This window comes from Mycobacterium sp., assembly GCF_039583805.1.
GTDB lineage: Bacteria > Actinomycetota > Actinomycetes > Mycobacteriales > Mycobacteriaceae > Mycobacterium.
In genome coordinates, this window is sequence record NZ_JAVKSH010000010.1 from 21991 (window position 1) to 44104 (window position 22114).

The 22114-nt window shown below is 68.8% G+C and carries 16 protein-coding genes and 1 pseudogene; 8 read left to right on the top strand and 9 right to left on the bottom strand.

Annotated features, from left to right (window positions below; translation table 11 throughout):
- Entirely contained in the window at positions 1 to 1902 is a 1902-nt protein-coding gene (gene lepA / locus ABDW21_RS02380; protein ID WP_343602359.1) for a translation elongation factor 4, read from the bottom strand.
- 48 nt (positions 1903 to 1950) lie between these two features.
- Between lepA and ABDW21_RS02385 the strand changes: the two genes are divergently transcribed.
- Complete coding sequence (locus tag ABDW21_RS02385) at positions 1951 to 2541, top strand: type II toxin-antitoxin system PemK/MazF family toxin (RefSeq protein WP_343601496.1); 591 nt, start codon at positions 1951 to 1953, stop codon at positions 2539 to 2541.
- Between the two features lie 55 nt (positions 2542 to 2596).
- Here the strand turns inward: ABDW21_RS02385 and ABDW21_RS02390 are convergent, their stop codons facing one another.
- Positions 2597 to 3025 (bottom strand): CBS domain-containing protein, encoded by a 429-nt coding sequence (locus ABDW21_RS02390; protein WP_343601498.1) that lies wholly within the window; start codon positions 3023 to 3025, stop codon positions 2597 to 2599.
- Between the two features lie 357 nt (positions 3026 to 3382).
- On the opposite strand from ABDW21_RS02390, the gene ABDW21_RS02395 reads away from it, so the two are divergent.
- From ABDW21_RS02395 to ABDW21_RS02405, 3 genes are read left to right on the top strand one after another with little or no spacing between them, the layout of a single operon-like run.
- The gene (locus tag ABDW21_RS02395; protein ID WP_343601499.1) at positions 3383 to 6046 is read left to right on the top strand and encodes a circularly permuted type 2 ATP-grasp protein; all 2664 of its coding nucleotides are present in this window, start codon (positions 3383 to 3385) and stop codon (positions 6044 to 6046) included.
- On the top strand, positions 6043 to 6963 hold the full coding sequence (locus ABDW21_RS02400) for a transglutaminase family protein (protein WP_343601501.1): 921 nt from the start codon (positions 6043 to 6045) through the stop codon (positions 6961 to 6963). Before ABDW21_RS02395 ends, ABDW21_RS02400 begins: the two co-directional genes overlap by 4 nt.
- Positions 6956 to 7987, top strand: coding sequence for a putative zinc-binding metallopeptidase (locus ABDW21_RS02405; protein ID WP_343601503.1), 1032 nt, complete (start codon positions 6956 to 6958; stop codon positions 7985 to 7987). Before ABDW21_RS02400 ends, ABDW21_RS02405 begins: the two co-directional genes overlap by 8 nt.
- 41 nt (positions 7988 to 8028) lie before the next feature.
- On the opposite strand, the gene ABDW21_RS02410 is transcribed toward ABDW21_RS02405, so the two are convergent.
- Genes ABDW21_RS02410 through ABDW21_RS02425 form a run of 4 tightly spaced genes read right to left on the bottom strand, consistent with a single transcriptional unit; the run spans position 8029 to position 14965 of the window.
- Positions 8029 to 11460 (bottom strand): transglutaminase family protein, encoded by a 3432-nt coding sequence (locus tag ABDW21_RS02410; RefSeq protein WP_343710019.1) that lies wholly within the window; start codon positions 11458 to 11460, stop codon positions 8029 to 8031.
- A 42-nt stretch (positions 11461 to 11502) separates the two neighbouring features.
- Positions 11503 to 12342, bottom strand: a complete 840-nt coding sequence (locus ABDW21_RS02415; protein ID WP_343601507.1) for a transglutaminase family protein — start codon at positions 12340 to 12342, stop codon at positions 11503 to 11505.
- Positions 12342 to 13319 carry an alpha-E domain-containing protein gene (locus tag ABDW21_RS02420; RefSeq protein ID WP_343601508.1) on the bottom strand — a complete coding sequence of 326 codons (978 nt, stop codon included), beginning with the start codon at positions 13317 to 13319 and terminating at the stop codon, positions 12342 to 12344. Before ABDW21_RS02420 ends, ABDW21_RS02415 begins: the two co-directional genes overlap by 1 nt.
- The gene (locus tag ABDW21_RS02425) at positions 13319 to 14965 is read right to left on the bottom strand and encodes a circularly permuted type 2 ATP-grasp protein (RefSeq protein WP_343601515.1); all 1647 of its coding nucleotides are present in this window, start codon (positions 14963 to 14965) and stop codon (positions 13319 to 13321) included. The genes ABDW21_RS02420 and ABDW21_RS02425 overlap by 1 nt, the downstream gene beginning before the upstream one ends.
- Positions 14966 to 15161: 196 nt before the next feature.
- Between ABDW21_RS02425 and rpsT the strand changes: the two genes are divergently transcribed.
- On the top strand, positions 15162 to 15422 hold the full coding sequence (gene rpsT / locus ABDW21_RS02430) for a 30S ribosomal protein S20 (RefSeq protein WP_343601509.1): 261 nt from the start codon (positions 15162 to 15164) through the stop codon (positions 15420 to 15422).
- A 16-nt stretch (positions 15423 to 15438) separates the two neighbouring features.
- On the opposite strand, the gene holA is transcribed toward rpsT, so the two are convergent.
- From holA to ABDW21_RS02445, 3 genes are all read right to left on the bottom strand, one after another.
- Positions 15439 to 16386 (bottom strand): DNA polymerase III subunit delta, encoded by a 948-nt coding sequence (holA, locus tag ABDW21_RS02435; RefSeq protein WP_343601517.1) that lies wholly within the window; start codon positions 16384 to 16386, stop codon positions 15439 to 15441.
- Positions 16387 to 16419: 33 nt separating this feature from the next.
- Positions 16420 to 17952 carry a ComEC/Rec2 family competence protein gene (locus tag ABDW21_RS02440; RefSeq protein WP_343710021.1) on the bottom strand — a complete coding sequence of 511 codons (1533 nt, stop codon included), beginning with the start codon at positions 17950 to 17952 and terminating at the stop codon, positions 16420 to 16422.
- A 179-nt stretch (positions 17953 to 18131) separates the two neighbouring features.
- Complete coding sequence (locus tag ABDW21_RS02445; RefSeq protein ID WP_343601513.1) at positions 18132 to 18941, bottom strand: ComEA family DNA-binding protein; 810 nt, start codon at positions 18939 to 18941, stop codon at positions 18132 to 18134.
- A gap of 236 nt (positions 18942 to 19177) precedes the next feature.
- On the opposite strand from ABDW21_RS02445, the gene ABDW21_RS02450 reads away from it, so the two are divergent.
- The 3 genes and pseudogenes from ABDW21_RS02450 to ABDW21_RS02460 all read left to right on the top strand — a co-directional run.
- On the top strand, positions 19178 to 20338 hold the full coding sequence (locus ABDW21_RS02450; protein WP_343601514.1) for an acyl-CoA dehydrogenase family protein: 1161 nt from the start codon (positions 19178 to 19180) through the stop codon (positions 20336 to 20338).
- An 8-nt stretch (positions 20339 to 20346) separates the two neighbouring features.
- Positions 20347 to 21453 carry an acyl-CoA dehydrogenase family protein gene (locus tag ABDW21_RS02455; RefSeq protein ID WP_343710022.1) on the top strand — a complete coding sequence of 369 codons (1107 nt, stop codon included), beginning with the start codon at positions 20347 to 20349 and terminating at the stop codon, positions 21451 to 21453.
- A gap of 77 nt (positions 21454 to 21530) precedes the next feature.
- Positions 21531 to 21605, top strand: a pseudogene (locus ABDW21_RS02460) (PPOX class F420-dependent oxidoreductase); the annotation flags it as partial.
- Positions 21606 to 22114: the final 509 nt, after the last annotated feature.

The following is a 22114-nucleotide window of genomic DNA, read 5'->3' on the forward strand; positions in this document are numbered from 1 at the left end:
CTACTTCTTCGCCTTGTCCCCGCTGTCGGCGGACAACGCTGCGACGAACGCCTCCTGCGGCACCTCGACCCGCCCGATCGTCTTCATCCGCTTCTTGCCTTCCTTCTGCTTTTCCAGCAGCTTGCGCTTGCGGGTGATGTCACCGCCGTAGCACTTGGACAGCACATCTTTGCGTATAGCCCGGATGTTCTCCCGCGCAATGATTTTCGAGCCGATCGCGGCCTGCACCGGCACTTCGAACTGCTGACGCGGGATCAGCTCCTTGAGTTTGGCGGTCATGGTGTGGCCGTAGGCGGCGGCGGCCTCGCGGTGCACGATCGCGCTGAACGCGTCGACCGGCTCACCCTGCAGCAGGATGTCGACCTTGACCAGGTCGGCCTCCTGCTCGCCGGCCGCCTCGTAGTCCAGGCTGGCGTAGCCGCGGGTGCGGGATTTCAGCGAATCGAAGAAGCCGAAGATGATCTCGCCCAGCGGCATGGTGTAGCGCAGCTCCACCCGCTCCGGCGAAAGATAGTCCATGCCGCCCAGCTCGCCGCGCCGCGACTGGCACAGCTCCATGATGGTGCCGATGAACTCGCTCGGCGCGATAACGGTGGTTGTGACGACGGGCTCGTAGACGGCGCCGATCTTGCCCGACGGCCAGTCCGACGGGTTGGTGACGATAATTCCCCCGGCCGCGCCGCCTTCCAACACCACGCGGTAAACCACGTTGGGTGAGGTGGAGATCAGGTCGAGGTCGAATTCGCGCTCCAGGCGCTCGCGGGTGATCTCCATGTGCAGCAGGCCCAAAAACCCGCACCGGAACCCGAAACCCAGCGCCACCGAGGTTTCCGGCTCGTAGGTGAGCGCCGCGTCGTTGAGCTGGAGCTTCTCCAGCGCGTCACGCAGGTCCGGGTAGTCCGAGCCGTCGACGGGATACAGCCCGGAATACACCATCGGCTTGGGTTCGCGATAGCCGATCAACGGCTCGGTGGCGCCGTGGCGGGCGGTGGTCACGGTGTCGCCGACTTTCGACTGGCGCACGTCCTTCACGCCGGTGATCAGGTAGCCCACCTCCCCGACGCCCAATCCGGGGGCGGCCTTCGGCTCCGGGGAGACGACGCCCACCTCCAGCAGCTCGTGGGTGGCGCCGGTGGACATCATTGCGATCTTCTCGCGGGGGGTGATCTTGCCGTCGATCACGCGCACGTAGGTCACCACACCGCGGTAGGTGTCGTAGACGGAGTCGAAGATCATCGCCCGGGTGGGCGCGTCAGGATCTCCGGTCGGCGAGGGCACCTGCTTGACCACCTCGTCGAGCAGGTCGGCCACCCCCTCGCCGGTCTTGCCGGACACCCGCAGCACGTCGCCGGGCTCGCAGCCGATGATGTGGGCGATCTCGCCGGCGTAGCGGTCCGGGTCGGCGGCGGGCAGGTCGATCTTGTTGAGCACCGGGATGATCGCCAGGTCGCGCTCCAGCGCCAGATACAGGTTGGCCAGGGTTTGAGCTTCGATACCCTGCGCGGCGTCGACCAGCAGCACCGCGCCCTCGCAGGCGGCCAGTGCCCGGGACACCTCGTAGGTGAAGTCGACGTGGCCCGGGGTGTCGATGAGGTGCAGGACGTAGTCACACTCCCCCGCTCGCCAGGGCAGCCGCACGTTCTGCGCCTTGATGGTGATGCCGCGTTCGCGTTCGATGTCCATCCGGTCCAGGTACTGCGCGCGCATGGACCGCTCGTCGACGACGCCGGTCAGCTGCAGCATCCGATCCGCCAGCGTGGACTTGCCGTGGTCGATGTGGGCGATGATGCAGAAGTTCCGAATCTGCGCCGGTGCGGTGAAGGTCTGGTCAGCGCTGATGGGAATCTCCTGGTCGACGTCTGCTGCGCGGCACCCAGGTATCCGCGAGTACGTCCAGGGTATCGGGGCGGCGTCGGCCGGACACCATCGCGCCGGGCCTATGCTGCGACCATGGCTTCCCCGCGGAAGACACAGTGGAAGACGTTGCAGCGCTTCGCCGCGAACCTGGTGTTCCACGACGCGCCCCGGTTCGTCCGGCAGCTGCAGAACTCGCCGACGATGCAGCGGGGAATCCAGATCGGTTTGGACGTCATCGTCGGCGGCATGTCGCCACCACAAGCGGAGATCACCGCCGGGCGACCGGTGACCCGCAGCAGCGTCCCCACCGCGCACCGGGCGCGCACACTGGTGTACGCGCCCGACCTCGACGGCCGGGCTGATCCGGGCGAGATCGTGTGGACATGGGTCGTCTACGAGGACCACCCCACCCGCGGTGAAGACAGGCCCGTGCTGGTGGTGGGACGCGACCGTCGCACCTTGCTCGGTCTGCTGGTGTCCAGCCAGGTGCGCGACGATCACGACCGGGATTGGATCGGGATCGGCTCGGGCGGCTGGGACGACGGCGGCAGGCCCGGCTGGGTGCGGTTGGATCGAGTGCTCGACGTCCCCGAGGAGGGCATCCGCCGCGAAGGAGCGATTCTGGACCCGGAGATCTTCGACCGGGTGGCAGCCCGGCTGCGCGCCGACTATTCGTGGAGTTGAGCCGTCAGCCCTAGGTGATGCCTAGCCCTGGTTTATGCCTAGCCCTGGTTTATGCCTAGCCCTGGTTTATGTAGGACTGCAGCTGTTTGTGCTCGGCTTCGAGTTCTTCCATGCGGGTCTTGACGACGTCGCCGATGCTGACGATGCCGAGCAGTTTCCCGTTTTCGACCACCGGCACGTGCCGCACCCGGTTCTCGGTCATCAGCACGCTGATGCTGTCCACAGTGTCGGCTCTGACGCAGGTCGAGATGACGGCGGTCATGATTTTCCGAACCGGCCGGGCCAGCACACCCGCGCCGTGCGCATGCAGCGCCCGGACCACGTCGCGCTCCGAGACGATGCCCACCGGGCCGTCCGATTCGGCGACCACCATCGCGCCGATGTTGTGCTTCGCGAGACCGGCGAGTAGCTCGGCCACCGTCGCGTCGGGGTTGATCGTCACCACCGCCGCGCCCTTGTTCCGCAGCACGTCCGCAATGCGCATCGAGGCCTCCCGCCTGTTGAGATCGGGTCCAGCCTAGGCTACGGGTAACACGGCCGCGGCGTAATACTTGGCCGGATGAACGCTACCGACTGTGACCCGCTCGTCATCTGCTCAGACCTGGAGGACGCCCGCGAGTCCGCTCAACAGGCCCGCCAGGTCGGTGTCGACGATGCCGCTCGTGGCGCTCAGCTCGCGGGAACCACCCCGACCACTCGGCGCTGCGGTCCTTCGGGTGCCGTCCTTTGGGTCACTGTGATGAGATCAGTGGTGTGGACATCGGCCAGCCTCGATTCGCGCCCGGTGCAGACCGTCCAGATCAGACGCCACCGGCCGTGGTAGACCTCAGGAGGTAGCTCGTTGTCGCCGCCGCCGTCCGGTCCCGTGCCGCCCACCGCGCATGACGACCCCGACCGGCTTCTCGCCGGCTACCGCACTGCCTGGGCCCAGGAAACACTGTTCGACCCCCGCGGCGGGCGGGCAACTGCGCTGGGGTACGACGAGTTCGTCGACGACGCCGGTGACATCCGGCCGGGCTGGTCGCAGCTGGCCGAGGTCGTCGGTGAGCGGGGACGCGCGGGTCTGGACCGGCTGCGTGAGACGGTGCGGGCGCTCGTCGACAACGACGGCATCACCTACATCGCCATCGACCACAGCGACGACGTCGCCGCCGACGGTCACGGCATGGCCGCCCCGACCCCGTGGCGCCTGGACGGATTGCCGCTGCTCGTATCGGTGGACGATTGGGACACTCTGGAATCCGGTGTGGTACAACGCAGCCGGCTGCTCAACGGGGTGCTGGCCGACATCTACGGGCCACGGCAGGCGATCACCAGCGGGGTGTTACCGCCTGAGCTGCTGTTCGCCCATCCCGGCTATATCCGGGCGGCCAGTGGGATCGAAATCCCCGGGCGGCACCAGCTTTTCCTGTACGCCTGCGACGTCAGCCGGGACCGTTCGGGGGGGTTTCTGGTCAACGCGGATTGGACGCAGGCGCCGTCGGGAGCCGGATACGCGCTGGCCGGCCGTCGCGTGGTCGCCCACGCGGCACCGGTTCTCTACGAGCGGTTCGGGCCCCGTCCGATCTCGCCGTTCGCCCAGACGTTGCGGCTGGCGCTGATCAACGTGGCACCCGAGGCCGCCGAGGATCCGGTGGTGGTGGTCCTCAGCGCCGGCATCCACTCCGAGACGGCCTTCGACCAGGCCTATCTGGCGTCGGTGCTGGGGTTCCCGCTGGTGGAGAGCACTGATTTAGTGGTCCGCGACGGCAAGCTGTGGATGCGGTCGCTGGGCACGCTCAAGCAGGTCGATGTCGTGTTGCGCCGCGTCGACGCCGAGTATGCCGATCCGCTCGATCTGCGAGCCGATTCGCAGCTGGGCGTGGTCGGGCTGGTCGAGGTGCTCCGACGCGGGGCGGTGACCGTGGTCAACACACTCGGCAGCGGCATCCTGGAAAGTCCGGGACTGCTGAGGTTCCTGCCCGAGCTGGCCCGGCAGTTGTTCGACGAAACCCCTTTGCTGCCAACGGCTCCGCTGTATTGGGGCGGTATCGAGGCCGAGCGTTCGCACCTGCTCGCGCGAGTCTCGTCACTGCTGGTCCGGCCGATCACCGGTGGGCGGACCATCGTCGGTCCGTCGCTGGCGTCGGGGCAACGCGAGGAACTGGCGGCATGCATCCAGGCAACCCCGTGGCAGTGGGTGGGCCAGGAGCTGCCTCAGTTCTCGTCGGCGCCGACCGACCACTACCCGGGCGGGCTGACGGCCGCCGGCGTCGGGATGCGGTTGTTCACCGTCGCACAGCGGGGCGGCTACGCGACGATGAGCGGCGGGCTCGGCTATGTCCTGGCTCCCGGAAATGCTGCGTACGCACTGAATACCGTTGCCGCTAAAGATATCTGGGTCAGACCGCCGACGCGGGCCCAGGCTCAGGTCACGGCGCCCGCCGTGGAGCTGCCCGCGGTGCGGCCCAGCGGCACCCGCGGTGTCAGCTCGCCGCGGGTGCTGTCCGACCTCTTCTGGCTGGGCCGCTACGCCGAACGCGCCGAGAGCATGGCCCGGCTGCTGACCATCACCCGCGAGCGCTACCACGAATTCCGCCACGGCCACGAGGTGGCGGGCGGCGAATGCGTGCCGGTGCTGCTCGCCGCTCTCGAACAGGTCACCGGCACCGACACGGGGGGCTCCGACGCCGAGAGGGTCACCGCCGCACCGCGCACCCTGTGGTCGCTGACCGTCGACCGGGAGCGCCCCGGTTCGCTGGCCCAATCGGTGGAACGGCTGGGTTTGGCGGCCCGGGCGGTGCGCGACCAGATGTCCAAGGACACCTGGATGGTGATCGGTGGCGTCGAACGGGCACTGGCGCAGCTCGCGAGCCGACGCCCGGCTCCGGGTGCCGAACCTCCGGCCGACGACACCACTTTGGGCTCCGCGCACGCACTGACGCTGGCAGGAATGCTGGCGTTGTCCGGGGTCGCCGCCGAATCGATGGTGCGTGACGTCGACTGGACCATGACCGATATCGGCAAACGGATCGAGCGCGGGCTGTGGCTGACCGCGCTGCTGCGCGTCACATTGGGGCAGGCGCGCGATCCTGACGCCGAGCAGGCGATCATCGAGTCCGTACTGGTCGCCTGCGAGTCGTCGGTGATCTACCTGCGGCGCAACCTGGGCGCGGGGAACGTGGCCGCGGTGGCCGAACTGGTGCTGTTCGAAGCCGAGAACCCGCGGTCGCTGGAGTACCAGCTGGAGCGGCTCGGCGCCGATCTGAAGGCGCTGCCGGGGGCGTCCGGCTCGTCGAAGGCCGAACGGTTGGTCGACGAGCTCAACACCCGGCTGCGCCGGCTCGACCCGGCTGAACTCGACGTTGTCAGCTCGGCGGGGCAGCGCGCCGAGCTGACCGAATTGCTGGATGCCGTGCACCACGGGCTGCTCGACCTGTCCGGCATCATCAACACGACCCAGCTTTCGGTGCCCGGCGCGATGCAGCCGCTGTGGGGACTCGACCGCCGCCGGACGACGCCATGACCGACTGTTCCAGCCAGCCGCGGACCCGCCGCTATCGCGTCACCCACCGCACCGAATACCGCTACTCTGACTTCGTGACGAGCTCCTACGGCCGCGGGTTCCTCACGCCGTGTGACTGCGAGCGGCAGCGGTGTCTTGCCCACGAGTTGCGGACCCAGCCGGCAGCCGCCGACAGCTCCATCAGCCGCGACACCTACGGCAACGTCAGCTCCTATTTTCACGTCACCGAGCCACACCGCAGCCTGACGATCACCAGCGACGCCATCGTCGAGGTGGACCCGCCACCCGCCGAGCTCTACGGCAGCGGATCGGCACGCGCCCCGTGGGAGGACGCGCGCCCCGCCGGCCCTCACGGGGCGCTCGCCGCCGAGTTCACCCTCGACCTCGACCCGCCCGAAATCACCGATGCGGTGCGTGACTACGCAGCGCCCAGCTTCACTCCCGGGCGCCCGCTGATCGAGGTGCTGCACGAACTGGCGTCGCGCATCCACGCCGACTTCACCTACCGCTCCGGGTCGACGACGGTGTCCACCGCAGTCCACGAGGTGCTGGCCGCCCGTGCGGGCGTCTGCCAAGATTTCGCCCGGCTGGCGATCGCTTGCCTACGCGCCAACGGCCTGGCCGCCAGCTATGTGTCCGGCTATCTGGCCACCGACCCGCCACCGGGTAAGCACCGGATGATCGGTGCCGACGCCAGCCACGCGTGGGCGGCGGTGTGGACACCGCAGAACCAGTGGCTCGGGCTGGACCCCACCAACGACCAGATGGTCGACGAGCGCTACATCGTTGTGGGCCGGGGCCGCGACTACGCCGACGTGCCGCCGCTGCGCGGCATCATCTACACCAACTCCGAGAGCAGCGTGATCGACGTCGCCGTCGACGTGGCGCCCTGTGAAGGCGAAGTGTTGCATGCGTGACTTCCTGTGTCCCAACTGCGGTCAGCGTCTGGCGTTCGAGAACTCGGTGTGTCTGTCTTGTGATGCCGCACTGGGTTTCTCGCTTGACGACATGGCGCTGCTGGTGATCTCCGACTCCGAGCCCGGCCACGCCGGCGCGGTTCGCGCGGGCGATTATCAGCTGTGTGCCAATCTCTATCTCGCCGAATGCAATTGGCTGGCCAAGACGGGCCAGGTTGGTCAGCTCTGCGCATCGTGCGGGCTCACCCGGCAAAGGCCCGACGACGCCGACACCAAGGGATTGGCGGCGTTCGCGCAGGCTGAACGAGCCAAGCGGCGGCTGATCGCCGAGCTGTGTGAGCTGAAGTTGCCGATCGTCGGCCGCGACGCGGACCCCGACTACGGATTGGCATTCGAGCTGCTGTCCAGTGAGCGCGAGAAAGTCTTCACCGGACACCACAACGGCGTCATCACTTTGGATTTGGCCGAGGGTGACGACGTGCATCGCGCGCAGCTGCGGGTGGCGATGGCGGAGCCGTACCGCACGCTGCTCGGGCACTTCCGTCACGAAATCGGGCACTACTACTTCTACCTGCTGATCGCGCCGTCGCCGGATTACCTCGCGCGATTTCGGGAACTGTTCGGTGACCCGGATGCCGACTATCAGCAGGCGCTGGACCGTCATTACCGCGACGGCGCGCCGGCGGGCTGGGAGGAGGGGTTCGTGTCGTCGTATGCGACCATGCACCCGGCCGAGGATTGGGCGGAGACCTTCGCGCACTACTTGCACATCCGCGACGCCCTGGACACGTCGGCTGCGTGCGGTATCGCGCCGGCCGCGGCGATATTCGAGCGGAGGGTGCTGGGCCCCAGCGCGTTTTCCACCATCATCGACATGTGGCTGCCGTTGTCGTGGTCGCTGAACATGATTAACCGTTCGATGGGCCACGACGACCTGTACCCGTTCGTGCTGCCGGCCGCCGTGCTGGAGAAGATGCAGTTCATCCACACCGTCATCGACGAGGTGACGTCGCATCCAGCGTAGCCGGCGAAACCCTTCACCGACGGCCAGATGAACTTCTGCGACTACTGCAGCACCGTCCGCACGCGTCGCAGGTCGAGGATGCCCGGCGCGCCGACGTCGGTGCACAGCCGGGCCTGCTTTTCTTGGATGTCGGACATGTCGAGCTTGCCGGGGGTGAAGCCGGTGGCCTCGAAACGGCGGCTGCGCCGCGCCTCGGCCTCGACCGCGTTGACGGGTGGATCGTCATAGGCGCGGCCACCGGGATGGGCGACATGGTAGGTGCAGCCACCGCGCGACGTGGCGGTGCCGACGTCGACGAGCTCGAACCGCAGCGGGCCGTCGACGGTGATGGTCGGGTGCAGCGCGCTGGGCGGCTGCCAGGCCCGAAATCGCACGCCACCCACCTGGATGTCGGGGTTGTCGGTGGCCAGCAGCGGCACCGGGTGGCCGTTGCACGTCACCACGTGGCGGTGCCGGTCGGCGCCGATGGTACGAACCTGGAGGCGCTCCACCGACGAGTCGACGTAGCGGGCGGTGCCGCCGGCGGTGGACTCCTCGCCGAGGGTGTTCCACGGCTCGATCGCGCCGCGCAATTCGATTTCCACGCCGTCGAAGACGGCGGTGCCGATGCGCGGGAAGCGGAATTCGGTGAACGGGTCCAGCCAGCTGGTCCGGAAGTCGATGCCGTGTGCGCGCAGGTCGGCGGCCACCTCGGCAATGTCCTGGATCACGAAGTGCGGCAACAGGTATCGGCCGTGTAAGTTCGCGCCGTGGCGGATCAGCGGGGCGCGCAGCGGCTCCTCCCACAGCCACGCCACCAGCGCGCGCACCAACAGTGACTGCACCATCGCCATGCGCAGGTGCGGGGGCATCTCGAACCCGCGCAGCTCCACCAGGCCCAGCCGGCCGCGGGCGCTGTCGGGGTTGTAGAGCTTGTCGATGCAGAACTCGGCGCGGTGCGTGTTCCCGGTGATGTCGCTCAGCAGGTGCCGCAGCGCGCGGTCGGCCACCCACGGCCGTGGGCGCGCATCCCCGGACGACGGAGCCAGCCGGGCGATCTCGGCGAACGCGATCTCGAGTTCGTAGAGTGCCTCGGCGCGGCCCTCGTCGACTCGCGGCGCCTGTGACGTGGTGCCGACGAACCGCCCCGCGAACAGGTAGGACAGCGACGGGTGGCGCTGCCAGTAGGTCAGCAGCGAAACCAGCAGGTCCGGGCGGCGCAGCAACGGAGAGTCGGCGGGCGTAATGCCGCCGAGGGTGATGTGGTTGCCGCCGCCGGTGCCGCCGTGGGTGCCGTCGATGTCGAACGACTCGGTCGTGAGCCGGGCCAACCTTGCCTGCTCGTAGAGGGTTTCCAGCTGCTGCCGCTGTTCGGCGAAGGTGGCGGTGGGCGCGATGTTGACCTCGATGACTCCGGGGTCGGGGGTGATCGTCACCGAGGTCAGCCGCGGGTCCGGCGGCGGGCCGTAGCCCTCGAGAACGACCGGGCAGTCGGCGTCAGCGGCCGCGGCCTCGACCCGGTCGACGAGGTCGACGAAGTGCTCGAACGCCTCGGTGGGCGGCATGAAGATGTGCAGCAGCCCATCGCGAACCTCGGCGACCATCGCGGTTCTCGGCGCCGTCTCGAGGTCCTCGATCACCGCCGCTGCTTGCTTGACAGTGCCGGGCTCCGCCGACAGCGCATGCCCGACGGACGTCGGGTCGATGTCGAAGGAGACGCGTGCCGGCCGCCAACTGATCGAATCCAGCGGGAGCCGCAGGCCCGCAGGCGAATCCCCGTCGGTCAGCACGATGCGGCCACGGCGCAGCCGCCAGTTCGCGCTGGCCCAGCCGAGGTCGTCGTCGCGGCGGTGCAGCGGCAGCACGAACGCCGCCGGGGACCTGACGGATTCGTCGAGACGCGCCAGCAGCGCGGCACGGCCCGCCGCGGTGTCCCGGCCGGTTTCGGGGCCGGTTTCGGGGCCGAGGTCGTCACCCGGTTGCACCGCGTCACCGCCGGGCATGCGTACTGCGGCGGCCAGCTGGGACAGTGGATCTTCGTAGGCCGGCCGCACCTGGGAGAGCGGCAGACCGAGACCGTCGGCGATGCGGGCGAGCACCCGGTAGGCCGCCTCGCTGTCGACGGGCTCGGCGGCGACGCCGGTCGTCTCGCCGCTCCACGGGTCGGCCAGCAGCGCGTCATTGGTCCACAGCGGCTGCCCGTCGCTGCGCCAGTACAGCCCAATCTGCCAGCGCGGCAACGGCTCTCCTGGATACCACTTGCCCTGCTCGCGCTGGATCAGCCCCTGCGGCGCCCACACCGCTTTGAGCCGGGCGGCCAGGTCGGATGCCCGTTGGCGCTTGTCCGGGCCGTCGGCGGCCGTCGTCCATTGCTCGTCGACCTGGTTGTCCACTGACACGAAGGTCGGCTCGCCGCCGACGGTCAGCCGAACGTCGCCGGCGGCCAGCCGGTCGTCGACTCCCCGGCCGACCTCGCAGATCGCCTGCCACGCCGCGGCGGTATAGGGCAGCGTGACGCGCGGGTCTTCGTGGACGCGGGTGACGGTGTTCGAGAAGTCCAGCACCGTGTGGCAGGCCTCGGTGGCCCCGCTGATCGGTGCCGCACCCGCGGGGTGCGCTGTTGCCGCCAGCGGGATGTGGCCCTCGCCGGCGAGCAGCCCCGACGTCGGGTCCAGCCCGATCCAGCCAGCACCCGGGATGTACACCTCGGCCCACGCGTGCAGGTCGGTGAAGTCGGCGGCGGGCCCGGACGGCCCGTCGAGGGCCTCGACGTCGGTGGCCAGCTGTACCAGGTAGCCGGAGACAAATCGGGCGGCCAGTCCCATTTCACGCAGGATCGACACCAGCAGCCACGCCGAGTCCCGGCACGATCCGATGCCGGTGCGCAGGGTGAAATCCGGTGTCTGCACGCCGGGTTCCAGGCGCACGGTATAGCGGACGTCGGTGTTGATCGCACGGTTGAGCGCCACCAGGAAGTCGATGGTTCGGGTGCCGTCCGGCACCGAGAAGTCGCGCACCCACGCCTGGACGAGCTCGCCGGCACCGGCGGCACCGGCAGAGCCGGGGCCGTTCTCGTCGACCGGCCTCAGGTACGGCTCGAGGTCATCGACCAGCGCCTTAGGGTAGGCGAACCCGGGGCTGACGCCGCCTGTGCCGCTCGGGCGAGGACCGGAGCGAGGGAGAGGACGCCATGTCTGCGCCCAGTCCTCGATGAAGAAATCGAACGGGTTGATCACCGTGAGGTCGGCGATGAGCCCGACGGTGATGCTCAGCCGGCGCGTGCGATTCGGAAAGACCAGCCGGGCCAGGAAGTTGCCCACCGCGTCCTGCTGCCAGTTGATGAAGTGCTCGGCCGGCTCGACCCGCAGCGAGTACGCCTCGATGGGTGTGCGGCAGTGGGGCGCCGGGCGCAGCCGCACGACGTGCGGATACACCTCGACCAGCCGGTCGAAGGTGTAGTTGGTGCGGTGCTCCAGCCCGACTTTGATACCCATCACAGCTGATCACATCACAAGCGCCGGACCGCCGCACCGCGGCTATGCCAGCCGGGTAACTTCTACGGCCACGTCGAGGTCCGTCGACCCTTCCCCGGAGTAGATCCCTTTCAGCGGGGGCACGTCGGCGTAGTCGCGGCCGGCGCCCACGCTGACGTACCGCTCGTTGATGTCGGTGTCAGTGGTGGGGTCGTAGTCCCACCAACTGCCGGTCCACGCCTGAATCCAGGCGTGGCTATGGCCGTAGACGGTTTTCCCGACCACCGCAGCGCGTTTTGGATGCAGGTAGCCGGAGACGTAGCGTGCAGGAATTCCCATGCTGCGCAACACAATCAATGTCAGGTGGGCAAAGTCCTGGCAGACGCCTTTGCCTTTGCGCAGCGCATCCAGCCCTGAAGAGTGGACGCCGGTGGTGCCGACAACGTAGTCCAGTTCGCCGCGCACCCACCGTGCGGCGGCGGCGACGGCTTCGGCGGGCTCGTGGTATCTGGCGATCCGCCTGCCCACGGCCGCAACGCGCCGGCTTGCCGGGGCGTATCCCGTCGGGCTGAGCACTTCGGCGAAGCGATCGATCACCGCCTCGGCTTGCAGGTCGGTCCAGGTCAGCTTCGCTGCCGGCGGATCTGGCCGGTCGGTCTCGACTACCGACGAGGACGTCACCTCCAATTGGGTGTGCGGCGCGTGCAAGTCGAACGCCGTCACCGCGGTGCCCCAGTAATCGACGTAGCGGTACGAGCGGGTGGCAGGCTGCGTCTCGACACGGCTGAGAATCACGTTCTGTCGCGAATCCGATCGCGGAGTCAGCCGGGCTTCGTTGAAGGAAGCCGTCACCGGTGACTTGTAGGCGTATCCGGTGAAATGCACCACCCGCATCCGCCACATCACGTCTTCCCTTGTTCGACAACCGATGAGCCGTTCTGGCCGGCGCCCGACCACGCCACCCACGGTGCAGCGTGGAAGTACTGCAGCGCCAGCGCTTCTCCGACATCCCGGCAGGTTTTCTGTAGACCCGCCAGCCGGATCTCCAGCGACTCGAGCAGTGCGCCCGGCGGCAGGAATTCCAGTTCACTGCGAGCCCGGCCGAGCATCCGCTGGGCTTCCGCGGTGGCCCCGACCCGGCTGTGCGGATTAAGCTGCAGTTCTTCGAGGCTGTGCTCGGCCAGCCTCAGTGAGTAGAAGATCGAGCGCGGGAACAGCCGGTCGAGCAGCATGAACTCGACCACCCGATTGGCGTCCAGCACACCGCGATAGGTGCGCAGGTAGGTGTCGTGTGCTCCGGCAGAGCGCAGCGCCGTCACCCACGCCGGCGAGGACGCGCTGTCGCCGACTCTCGACAACAACAGCCGCACCGTCATATCGACCCGCTCGATCGCGCGGCCCAGCACCATGAAACGGTAGCCGTCGTCACGTGAGAGCGTCGAGTCGGCCAGTCCGGCGAACATCGCCGCCCGGCCTTCGATGAAGGACAGAAATTCATGCGGCCCAAAGCGCTTCGCGGCACGTTCGCGTTCGGCAAGTGCATGGTAGGTGGTGTTGAGGGACTCCCACATCTCGGTGGACGTCACTTCCCGGGCCGACCTCGCGTTTTCGCGTGCGGCCGAAATCGCGTCGACGATCGAGCAGCCGCCCGCAGCCCCCCGGCTGAAGGCCACCAGGTCGGTCAGCGACCAGACGTCCAACTCGGTGTCGGGCGGCTCGATGCCCAGCACGTGCAGCAGTACCCGGGAGGCATGGTCGGGGTCCACGCTGGAGTCTTCGAGCAACTGGTGCACGCCGATGTCGAGAATGCGCGCCGTGTCGTCGGCGCGTTCGACGTAACGGCCGATCCAATACAGCGCCTCGGCGTTGCGGGCCAACATCAGTGCATCCCCGCCTGTTGCTGGTGCTGCTCCTGCGGCTGCTGTTGTCGCTGCGATGACCCGTCGGTCGCCGGGTCGCCGGCCCGGATCGGCGTGGGGCGCGAACGCACGATCTCAGCAGCACCCAGCTCCCGGTTGCCTGCCGAGGCGCGCGGCGCCAGCACCCAGGTGTCCTTGGAGCCGCCGCCCTGGCTGGAATTGACCACCCGCGACCCCTGGTCCAGCGCCACGCGGGTCAGGCCGCCGGGCAGCACCCATATGTGCTCGCCGTCGTTGACGGCGAACGGCCGCAGGTCGACGTAGCGGGGCGCCAACGTGTTTCCGACCTGGGTCGGCACGGTCGACAGTTCCATCATCGGCTGCGCGATCCAGCTGCGTGGATTGTCGCGGATCTTGTTGCGGACCGCGGCGAGTTCTTTGTCCGAGGCTTCCGGGCCGAAGACGATGCCGTATCCGCCAGAGCCTTCGACCGGCTTGACAACCAGCTCATGGACCCGATCGAGCACCTCTTCGCGGTCGTCGTCCAGCCAGCACCGCCAGGTCTGGACGTTGGCCAGCAGCGGCTTCTCGCCGAGGTAGTACTCGATCATGGTCGGCACATAGGTGTAGACGAGTTTGTCGTCGCCGACACCGTTACCGACCGCGCTGGAGATGACGACAGTGCCCGCGCGGGCCGCGTTGAGCAGACCGGCCACCCCGAGCACCGAGTCCGCGCGGAACTGCATCGGGTCGAGAAAGGCGTCGTCGATGCGCCGGTAGATGACGTCGACCTGACGTTCCCCCTCGGTGGTGCGCATGTACACCTGGTTGTCACGGCAGAACAGGTCACGGCCTTCGACGAGCTCGACACCCATCTGGCGGGCCAGCAGCGAGTGCTCGAAATACGCCGAATTGGCCAGCCCGGGAGTGAGCACGACGATCGTCGGGTCGGCCTCGTTGGTGGCCGCGCAGTTGCGCAACGCCCGCAGCAGGTGAGCGGGGTAGTCGTCGACCGCGCGCACCCGGTGGGTGGCGAACAGGTTCGGGAAAACCCGCGCCATAGTGCGCCGGTTCTCCATCACATATGACACCCCTGACGGCGAGCGCAGGTTGTCCTCGAGGACTCGGAAGTTGCCCCGGTCGTCGCGGATCACGTCGATGCCCGCGACGTGGATGCGCACGCCGTTCGGTGGATTGATGCCGGCGGCCTGGCGGTAGAAGTGCTCACACGAGGTCACCAAGCGGCGCGGGATCACGCCGTCGCGCAGGATCTCCTGATCGCCGTAGACATCGTCGAGGTACAGCTCGAGGGCCTTGACCCGCTGGATGATGCCCCGCTCCAAACGGCTCCACTCGGCGGCCGAGATGACCCGCGGGACCAGATCGAGCGGAAACGGCCGCTCCTGACCCGACAGCGAGAACGTTATGCCCTGGTCGATGAACGCACGGCCCAGCGCCTCAGCCCGGGCCTGGAGCTCGGAGGCATCCGACGGAGCAAGCTCGGCGTAGATGCCTTTGTAGGGGCCGCGGACATTGCCCTGACCGTCGAACATCTCGTCGAACGCCGACGAGTAGACGTCCGAGTTGTCGTATCCGCCGAAGATGTGGCCGTGCTGCGTAGCCGGACGCGACCGGGTGTGCGACCGCTTCTTGGTCTCGCCGGGCATCGTTCCGAGGGCCACCTGTCACATGCTGCACCACCGGCCCGTTCCCGTCGGCCCGGAAGCGCCACTTTGGGCGGAAACGTAACAGGCTGCTAACCTGGGCAATCACTGCCCGGTATAGCGTCCGGCACGCTGTTCGCGAACCGGTGCCCAAACGCCCGCGCCGCGGGGATACCCAATCGACGAAGGAACGACACGCGTGGCCAACATCAAGAGCCAGCAGAAGCGCAACCGCACCAACGAGCGCCGTCGACTGCGCAACAAGGCGGTCAAATCGTCGCTTCGCACCGCGGTCCGGGCATTCCGGGACGCCGCCGCGTCCGGTGAGAAGGACAAGGCCGCGGAGCTGCTGGCATCGACAAGCCGCAAGCTGGACAAGGCCGCCGGCAAGGGCGTGATCCACAAACACCAGGCCGCGAACAAGAAGTCGGCGCTGGCGCGGGCCTTCAACACGCTCTGAGACCTGCGGACCTGCGCTAACGGCCGTCGGCGGCCAACTCGGCGACCGTGCGGACCGCGGCTTCCAGCGCGTAGTCCGCGTCCGCCGCCGCGCCCTTGACGTCGGCGTTCAGCGCCGCGGCCACCCGCATCGCCGTCGCCACCATGTCCGCCGACCAGCCGCGGGCCTGCTTCTGCGCCTTCTGCACCCGCCAGGGCGGCATCCCGAGCTCCCCGGCCAGTCGGTGCGGATCACCCCGCATCGGGCCCACCCGGCCGATCGTGTGAATCGCCTCGGCCAGCGCGTCGGCGAGCACCACGTGCGGTTCGCCGCGCGTCATCGCCCAACGCAACGCCTCCACGGCACCTTCGAGATCACCGGCCACGGCTTTGTCGGCGATCTCGAAACCCTTCACGTCAGCCTTGCCGCTGTGATAGCGGCGCACCGCGGCGGCGTCGACCCGTCCGCTGGTGTCGGCCGCCAGTTGGGCACACACCGAGGCGAGTTCACGCACATCGGAGCCCACCGCTTCCAGCAGGGCAGTGACGGTGTCCTGGTCGACTGTGACCTGCAGCGAACGAAACTCGGCGCGGACGAAGTCGGCACGTTCGCCGGGTTTGGTGATCCCGCTGCACAGGTGCACCTGCGCACCCAGCGCTCGGAGTTGGCCGGCCAGCGCTTTGGCGCGTCCGCCGCCCGCATGCACGACGACGAGTTCAGTGCCCGCCGGGATGTCCGCGGCGGTGGCGGCGATCAACTCGGCCGCCTCTTTGCCGGCCTCACCCGCGGCTTCCAGCACGACGATCCGCTCGTCGGCGAACAGCGACGGACTCAGCAGTTCGGCGAGCTCGTAGGTACTGACGTCGCCGGCCCGCAGCCGGTTCACCGGGATGTCGGTGGTGCCCGCACGCCGTCGCGCCGACCGCACGACGTCGGCGACGGCGCGCTCGACCAGCAGCGCCTCATCGCCCAGCACGAGGTGCAACGCCGGAACCGGTTGGCTCACCGTTCGATGGTGTCATGCGCGGCCGACAGGCCCGCCGGGGACTCCGGCTGCTCCCGCCAGTAATCCCGACAGCGACCAGGCCAGCAGGACGGCGACGGTCACCGCCGACACCACCCGGAACCATCGCCGGCGCCACAGCACCGCCGCCAGCACCGCGGCCGCTCCCACCGACATGACGCCGGCAGCACCCGAGGGAACCGGTGCGGCGGCGGCCGGCACCTTGGCCGCCCAGTGCGCGACGCTGAGCACCCACCACAGCTCGGGGCCGATGAACCGGATCAACAGGTGCGCCGCCGCCGGCCAGACCGAGCACAGTGCCGCCGCTGCGCTGCCCAACACGGTGATCGGAGCAATCAGCCCCGCGACCGCGCAGTTGGCCGCGGCGGCGACCAGGCTGACGCGCCCGGAGATGCCGGCGATCAGCGGCGCCGTCACCAGCTGCGCCGCGCATGCCACACAGACGGCGTCGGCGAGCGGCCTGGGCCAGCCGACCGACACCATGCGCCGTGACCACACCGGTGCGACGACGACCAGGGCTGCCGTAGCCACCACCGACAACGCGAATCCGACGTCGACAGCCAACTGGGGAGCAGCCACCAGCAGCACCAGGACGGTGGCCGACAACGCCGGAATCGCCTGCCGCCGACGCGACGACACCACAGCGGCCAGCGCGATCGCACCCATCACCGCGGCGCGCAGCACACTGGCCGTCGGCTGCACCACGACGACGAACACCACCAGGGCGATCGCCGCCAGCACCGCGGCCGCCCGCAGTCCGATCAGCCGCGACACGAACAGCACCGCCCCGCAGACGATCGTGACATTCGCCCCCGACACCGCTGTCAGGTGCGTCAGCCCGGCCGCTCGAAATTCCTGGCCGGTGACGGCGGTGACCGCCGAGGTGTCCCCGAGGACCAGGGCGGGCAGCATCGCCGCCTGCTCGCCGGGCAGCACCCGACGAGCCGCGGCGGCGAACCGGGCGCGAACGGCGTGGGCTGCTCGATACGTCGGAGCGGCCTCGCCCAGGGCGGGCGCGCCGGTCGCGTTGAGCACCGCGACGGTCAGGTCATGGCGGGTGGGCCGGGTGATCCGCGCACGGAACCGCACCGGCTGACCCGCCATCAGCCCGGCGAAATCGCGGGCCGGGGCGAACACCGTGACGCGTCCTGATACGCCGTCGTCCCCCAGCCGCACCAGCCTGGCACGGAACATCAGCCGACCGCGGCCCACCGACACCGCGCTTTGGGTGGGCGTGACCGTTGCTGGCGTGGTGGTTCCGAAGGCGGCCGTGACCGGGTGGTGCGCGGTCGCGCGGGCGCGCAACGCAATCGCGAAACCGAACCCCGCCCCCACCACACCCACGGCGACCAGGCCGACGCCGATCGCGCGGAGCTGTGGCCGGCGGTGTCGTCCGCACCGCGCCAGCCCGCCACACACGACGAGCACCAGCGACGACGCCCCGAGCAGGTGACCGATAGGCCAGACGATTCCGGCCGCGGTGACCGCCCATCCGACGAGGGCGGCGGGCACCAGCCGGGCATCCAGCCGCGGCGCCGCCGGTTCGACCCCACTGGGCTCGACCCCACTGGGCTTGACCCCACTGGGCTTGACCTCACTGGGCTTGACCTCACTGGGCTTGACCTCACTGGGCTTGACCCCACTGGGCTCGACCCCACTGGGCTTGACCCCACTGGGCTTGACCCCACTGGGCTGGTACACCGGTCTCAGACACGGACCAGCGGGCGCAGTTTGTCCAGCCGCGCCGGGCCGATGCCGTCCACCTCCGCGAGCTGATCGACGCTGGTGAACTTGCCGTGGGCGTCGCGCCATGCCACGATCGCGGCCGCCGTCACCGGGCCGACGCCGGGCAGGGCGTCCAGCTGCTGCGCTGTTGCCCTGTTGAGGTCGATCGCTTCGCGGTGTGCAGGCCCGACCGGGCCAGGTGTGGCGGCGGAGGCGCCGCCGGAGGTCACCGAACTGCCCAGCACGGTCGGCTGCCCTCGCGGCGGCGCGACCCCCACCACGATCTGTTCGCCGTCGCCAAGCGGGCGGGCCATGTTCAACCCGATGGTGTCCGCGCCGTTGAGCGTGCCGCCCGCCGCCGTCAGCGCGTCGGCGATCCGCGCACCGGGTGCCAGGGTGACCAGTCCCGGGTTTCGCACCAGGCCCACCACGCTGACCACCACCGGCTGGCCGGGCGCCGCCGACGGGCTCGGACCGGGGCTTGCCGACGACGCCGTCTGCACCGGCGGCAGCTTGGCCGACACCACCGGCGCGGGCTGGCCGCGCACCAGGGTGAACACCGTCACCAACACGGCGATCAGGGCGATCCCCGCCAAAGCGACGGCGCCGGCGCGACCCGGATCGGCACGCACCTTGGCCAGCCAGCCGCCGTCCCGGGCCGGCGCATCGGGGAGCCAGCGCGGCAGCAGCGAGTTCGGGTCACCGTCCGGGTCACCGGCGTCGTCGCTGTCGGACTCCGGTTGGGCCCCGAGCCGTCGGTGCAGCCGCCGGGCGGGCAGTTCGGTTCGCATGCGCCGACCGTAGCCGCGCCCCCGGCCATCGCGGAGCCATCGGATGACGTCCCGAGGCCGACTGTGGAGCAACCCGCAACTGTGGACAACGCCGCGGGCCGGTGCGATCGCCGTCTTATGCGGGCGCCGGCCCCGCCCCGGAAATCCGTTCCAGGTGGGGTCCTGCCACCCGCCGCCCCGGCGGCGCCTAACGTGCAGGACAGCACCGTTGGGATCGGCATCAAGGAGACACTGTCATGCAACTTGCGCTCAGCGCAGACGAAGCAGCATTCCGGGACGAGTTGCGGACGTTCTTCACGACGCAGATTCCCGCCGACGTCCGGGAACGAGTCCGCCTGGAACTGCGGTTGAGCCGCGAGGACGTCGTGCGCTGCCAAAAGATCCTCAACGACCACGGACTGGCGGTGCCCAACTGGCCGGTGGAGTGGGGCGGCAAGGACTGGACGGCAGCTCAGCAGCAGATCTGGCTCGACGAGCTGCAACTGGCCAGCGTGCCCGAGCCGCTGAACTTCAACACCAAGATGGTCGGCCCGGTGATCGCCGAGTTCGGGTCCCAGGAGATCAAGGAGCGATTCCTGCCGCCGACGGCGGCGCTGGACATCTGGTGGTGCCAAGGGTTCTCCGAGCCGGAAGCCGGGTCCGATCTGGCCTCGCTGCGCACGGCCGCGGTACGCGACGGGGACAGCTACGTCGTCAACGGGCAAAAGACCTGGACCACTCTGGGCCAGTACGCCGACTGGATTTTCTGCCTGGTCCGTACCGATCCGCAGGCGCCGAAACGGCAGGCCGGCATTTCGTTTCTGCTCATCGACATGGACACCCCCGGTATCACCGTGCGGCCGATCAAGCTGGTCGACGGCAGCTACGAGGTCAACGAGGTGTTCTTCTCCGACGTCCGGGTACCCGCCGATCAGCTTGTCGGAGAGGAGAATCAGGGCTGGACGTACGCAAAGTTCCTGTTGGCCAACGAGCGGACCGGCATCGCGGGAGTCGCCCGAACCAAGGTTCGTCTCTCCGAAGTCAAGCAGCGTGCCACCGACTCCGGCCTGCTCGGCGATCCACTGTTCGCGGCTCGGCTCGCCGAGGCCGAAAACGATCTGCTCGCGTTGGAGCTCACGCAGATGCGGGTGGCGTCCGGCTCCAAGAACGGTAAGCCCGACCCGGCCTCGTCGGTGCTAAAGCTGCGGGGCAGCCAGCTGCAGCAGACCGTCACCGAACTGCTCGTCGAGGTGGCTGGACCGGACGCGCTGCCCGTCGACGCCGGCGACGGTATCGTCTCGCCGCGGTGGGCTCAAGACAGCGCGCCGCACTACCTCAATTACCGCAAGACGTCGATCTACGGCGGTAGCAACGAAATACAGCGCAGCATCATTGCGTCGACCATTCTGGGATTGTGAGGAACGCCATGGACTTTCAGTTGACCGACGAGCAGGTGCTGCTTCGCGACACCACCCGTGACCTACTGGCCGGCACCTACGACCCGGAGAGCCGCAACAAAGTGATCGCCACCGATCTGGGCTGGAGCCGCGACGTGTGGAGCCAGCTCGCCGATATCGGTATTCTCGGCCTGGGATTCGACCCGGCCGAGTCAGGTCAGATCGAGATCATGGTGGTGCTCGCCGAGTTCGGGCGACGGTTGGCCCCCGAACCCGTGCTGCACGCCGCGCTGGGACCGGGTGCGCTGATCGCCCGGCTGGGCACCGCAGCCCAGCAGCGCCTGCTCGACGACGTTGCCGCCGGCCACACGCTGCTGGCCTTCGCCCACGTCGAGCCCGGGATGCGTGCCGCCGCGACCAATGTCGCGACAACCGCTGTGCAACAGGGTGATTCGTGGACTGTGAACGGACGCAAAAATCCGGTGCTGGCCGGCGACTGCGCCGACACGCTGGTGGTCAGCGCCGCGCTGCCCGACGGCGGGACCGGGCTGTTTCTGGTCGACGCCGACGCCGTCACCCGCCACCGATACCGGACCTTCGACGGTCAGCGCGGCGCGCAGATCGACCTGGACAACACGCCGGCCGAACCACTCGGCACGACCGTGGACGCGTCCGCGGCCGTGCAGGCAGCGATCATCGGCGTGCAGTCGGCGTTGTGCGCCGAAGCCGTCGGGGCGATGGCGGAAGCGTTGCGGCTGACCACCGAATACCTCAAGACGCGCAAGCAGTTCGGGGTCACGCTGAACCAGTTCCAGACGCTGACGCAACGCGCCGCCGACATGTACGTGTCGCTGGAGCTGGCGCAGAGCATGAGCGACTACGCCGCGATGTCGATAGCCGACGGCACCTTCGACCCGGTGATCGCGGCACGGGCCAAGCTGCAGATCGGCCGCTCGGCGCGCCACATCAGTCAGGAGGCGATCCAGCTGCACGGCGGCATCGGCGTGACCGCCGAGTATCCGGTGGGCCACTACGCGGCCCGGCTGACCGCGATCGAGCACACGCTGGGCTCGTCGCAGGACCAGTTGCACGTCTTGATGAACCGCCTCGGCGACTACGACGTCGTGACCCTGTAGCGATATAACCCTGTAGAGATACGGCGGAATTGTCCCGCGAAGTCGTCGAGTTCCTGTCGGCGGGCACCCGTACCGGCATGCTCGGATTCACCGCCTCCGACGGCCGACCTCCGGTGGCTCCGGCGTGGTTCATCGCCAGGAACGGCGAGCTGGTGCTCACCGCCGGCTGCGACGGCGCCAAAGGCGGCTCGGCGGAACCTGACTTGGCTCACGATTCGCGGTTGGTGGTAGCTGCAGCCCACTGAGCCGAAGGGCATGACCGCACCGTTGAGCCTGCTGGGCGGCCGATCAGCCGGCAGCACCTGCACGCGAAGCGACGCGTCGTAACTACGTTGCCGCGCAACACACCTCAAACCCCGTTGGTGCCGTCCCGAGCCGACCGGCACCCGGGGCATTGTCGCGGCGCCGTGCACCCGAAGACCTCCCGATCCCGATATTGCTGTCTGGCCACATCAGCACCACCGGCCGCTGGAAGAGGCGATGTGCGCAGTGCCCGCCTCTGCGCGACAACCTCCTTCGCGGCACCGCGCCGCCACAGCTGTCGCTCGGAGCGTTCAAGGGGCTGCGCCCCGGTGTGAGCACCGGAAAATCTGTCGAGTGTGCGGTTTCGTACGCGACACGCCGGTGCTGGCGTAGCAAACCGCACACTCGACGAATAACT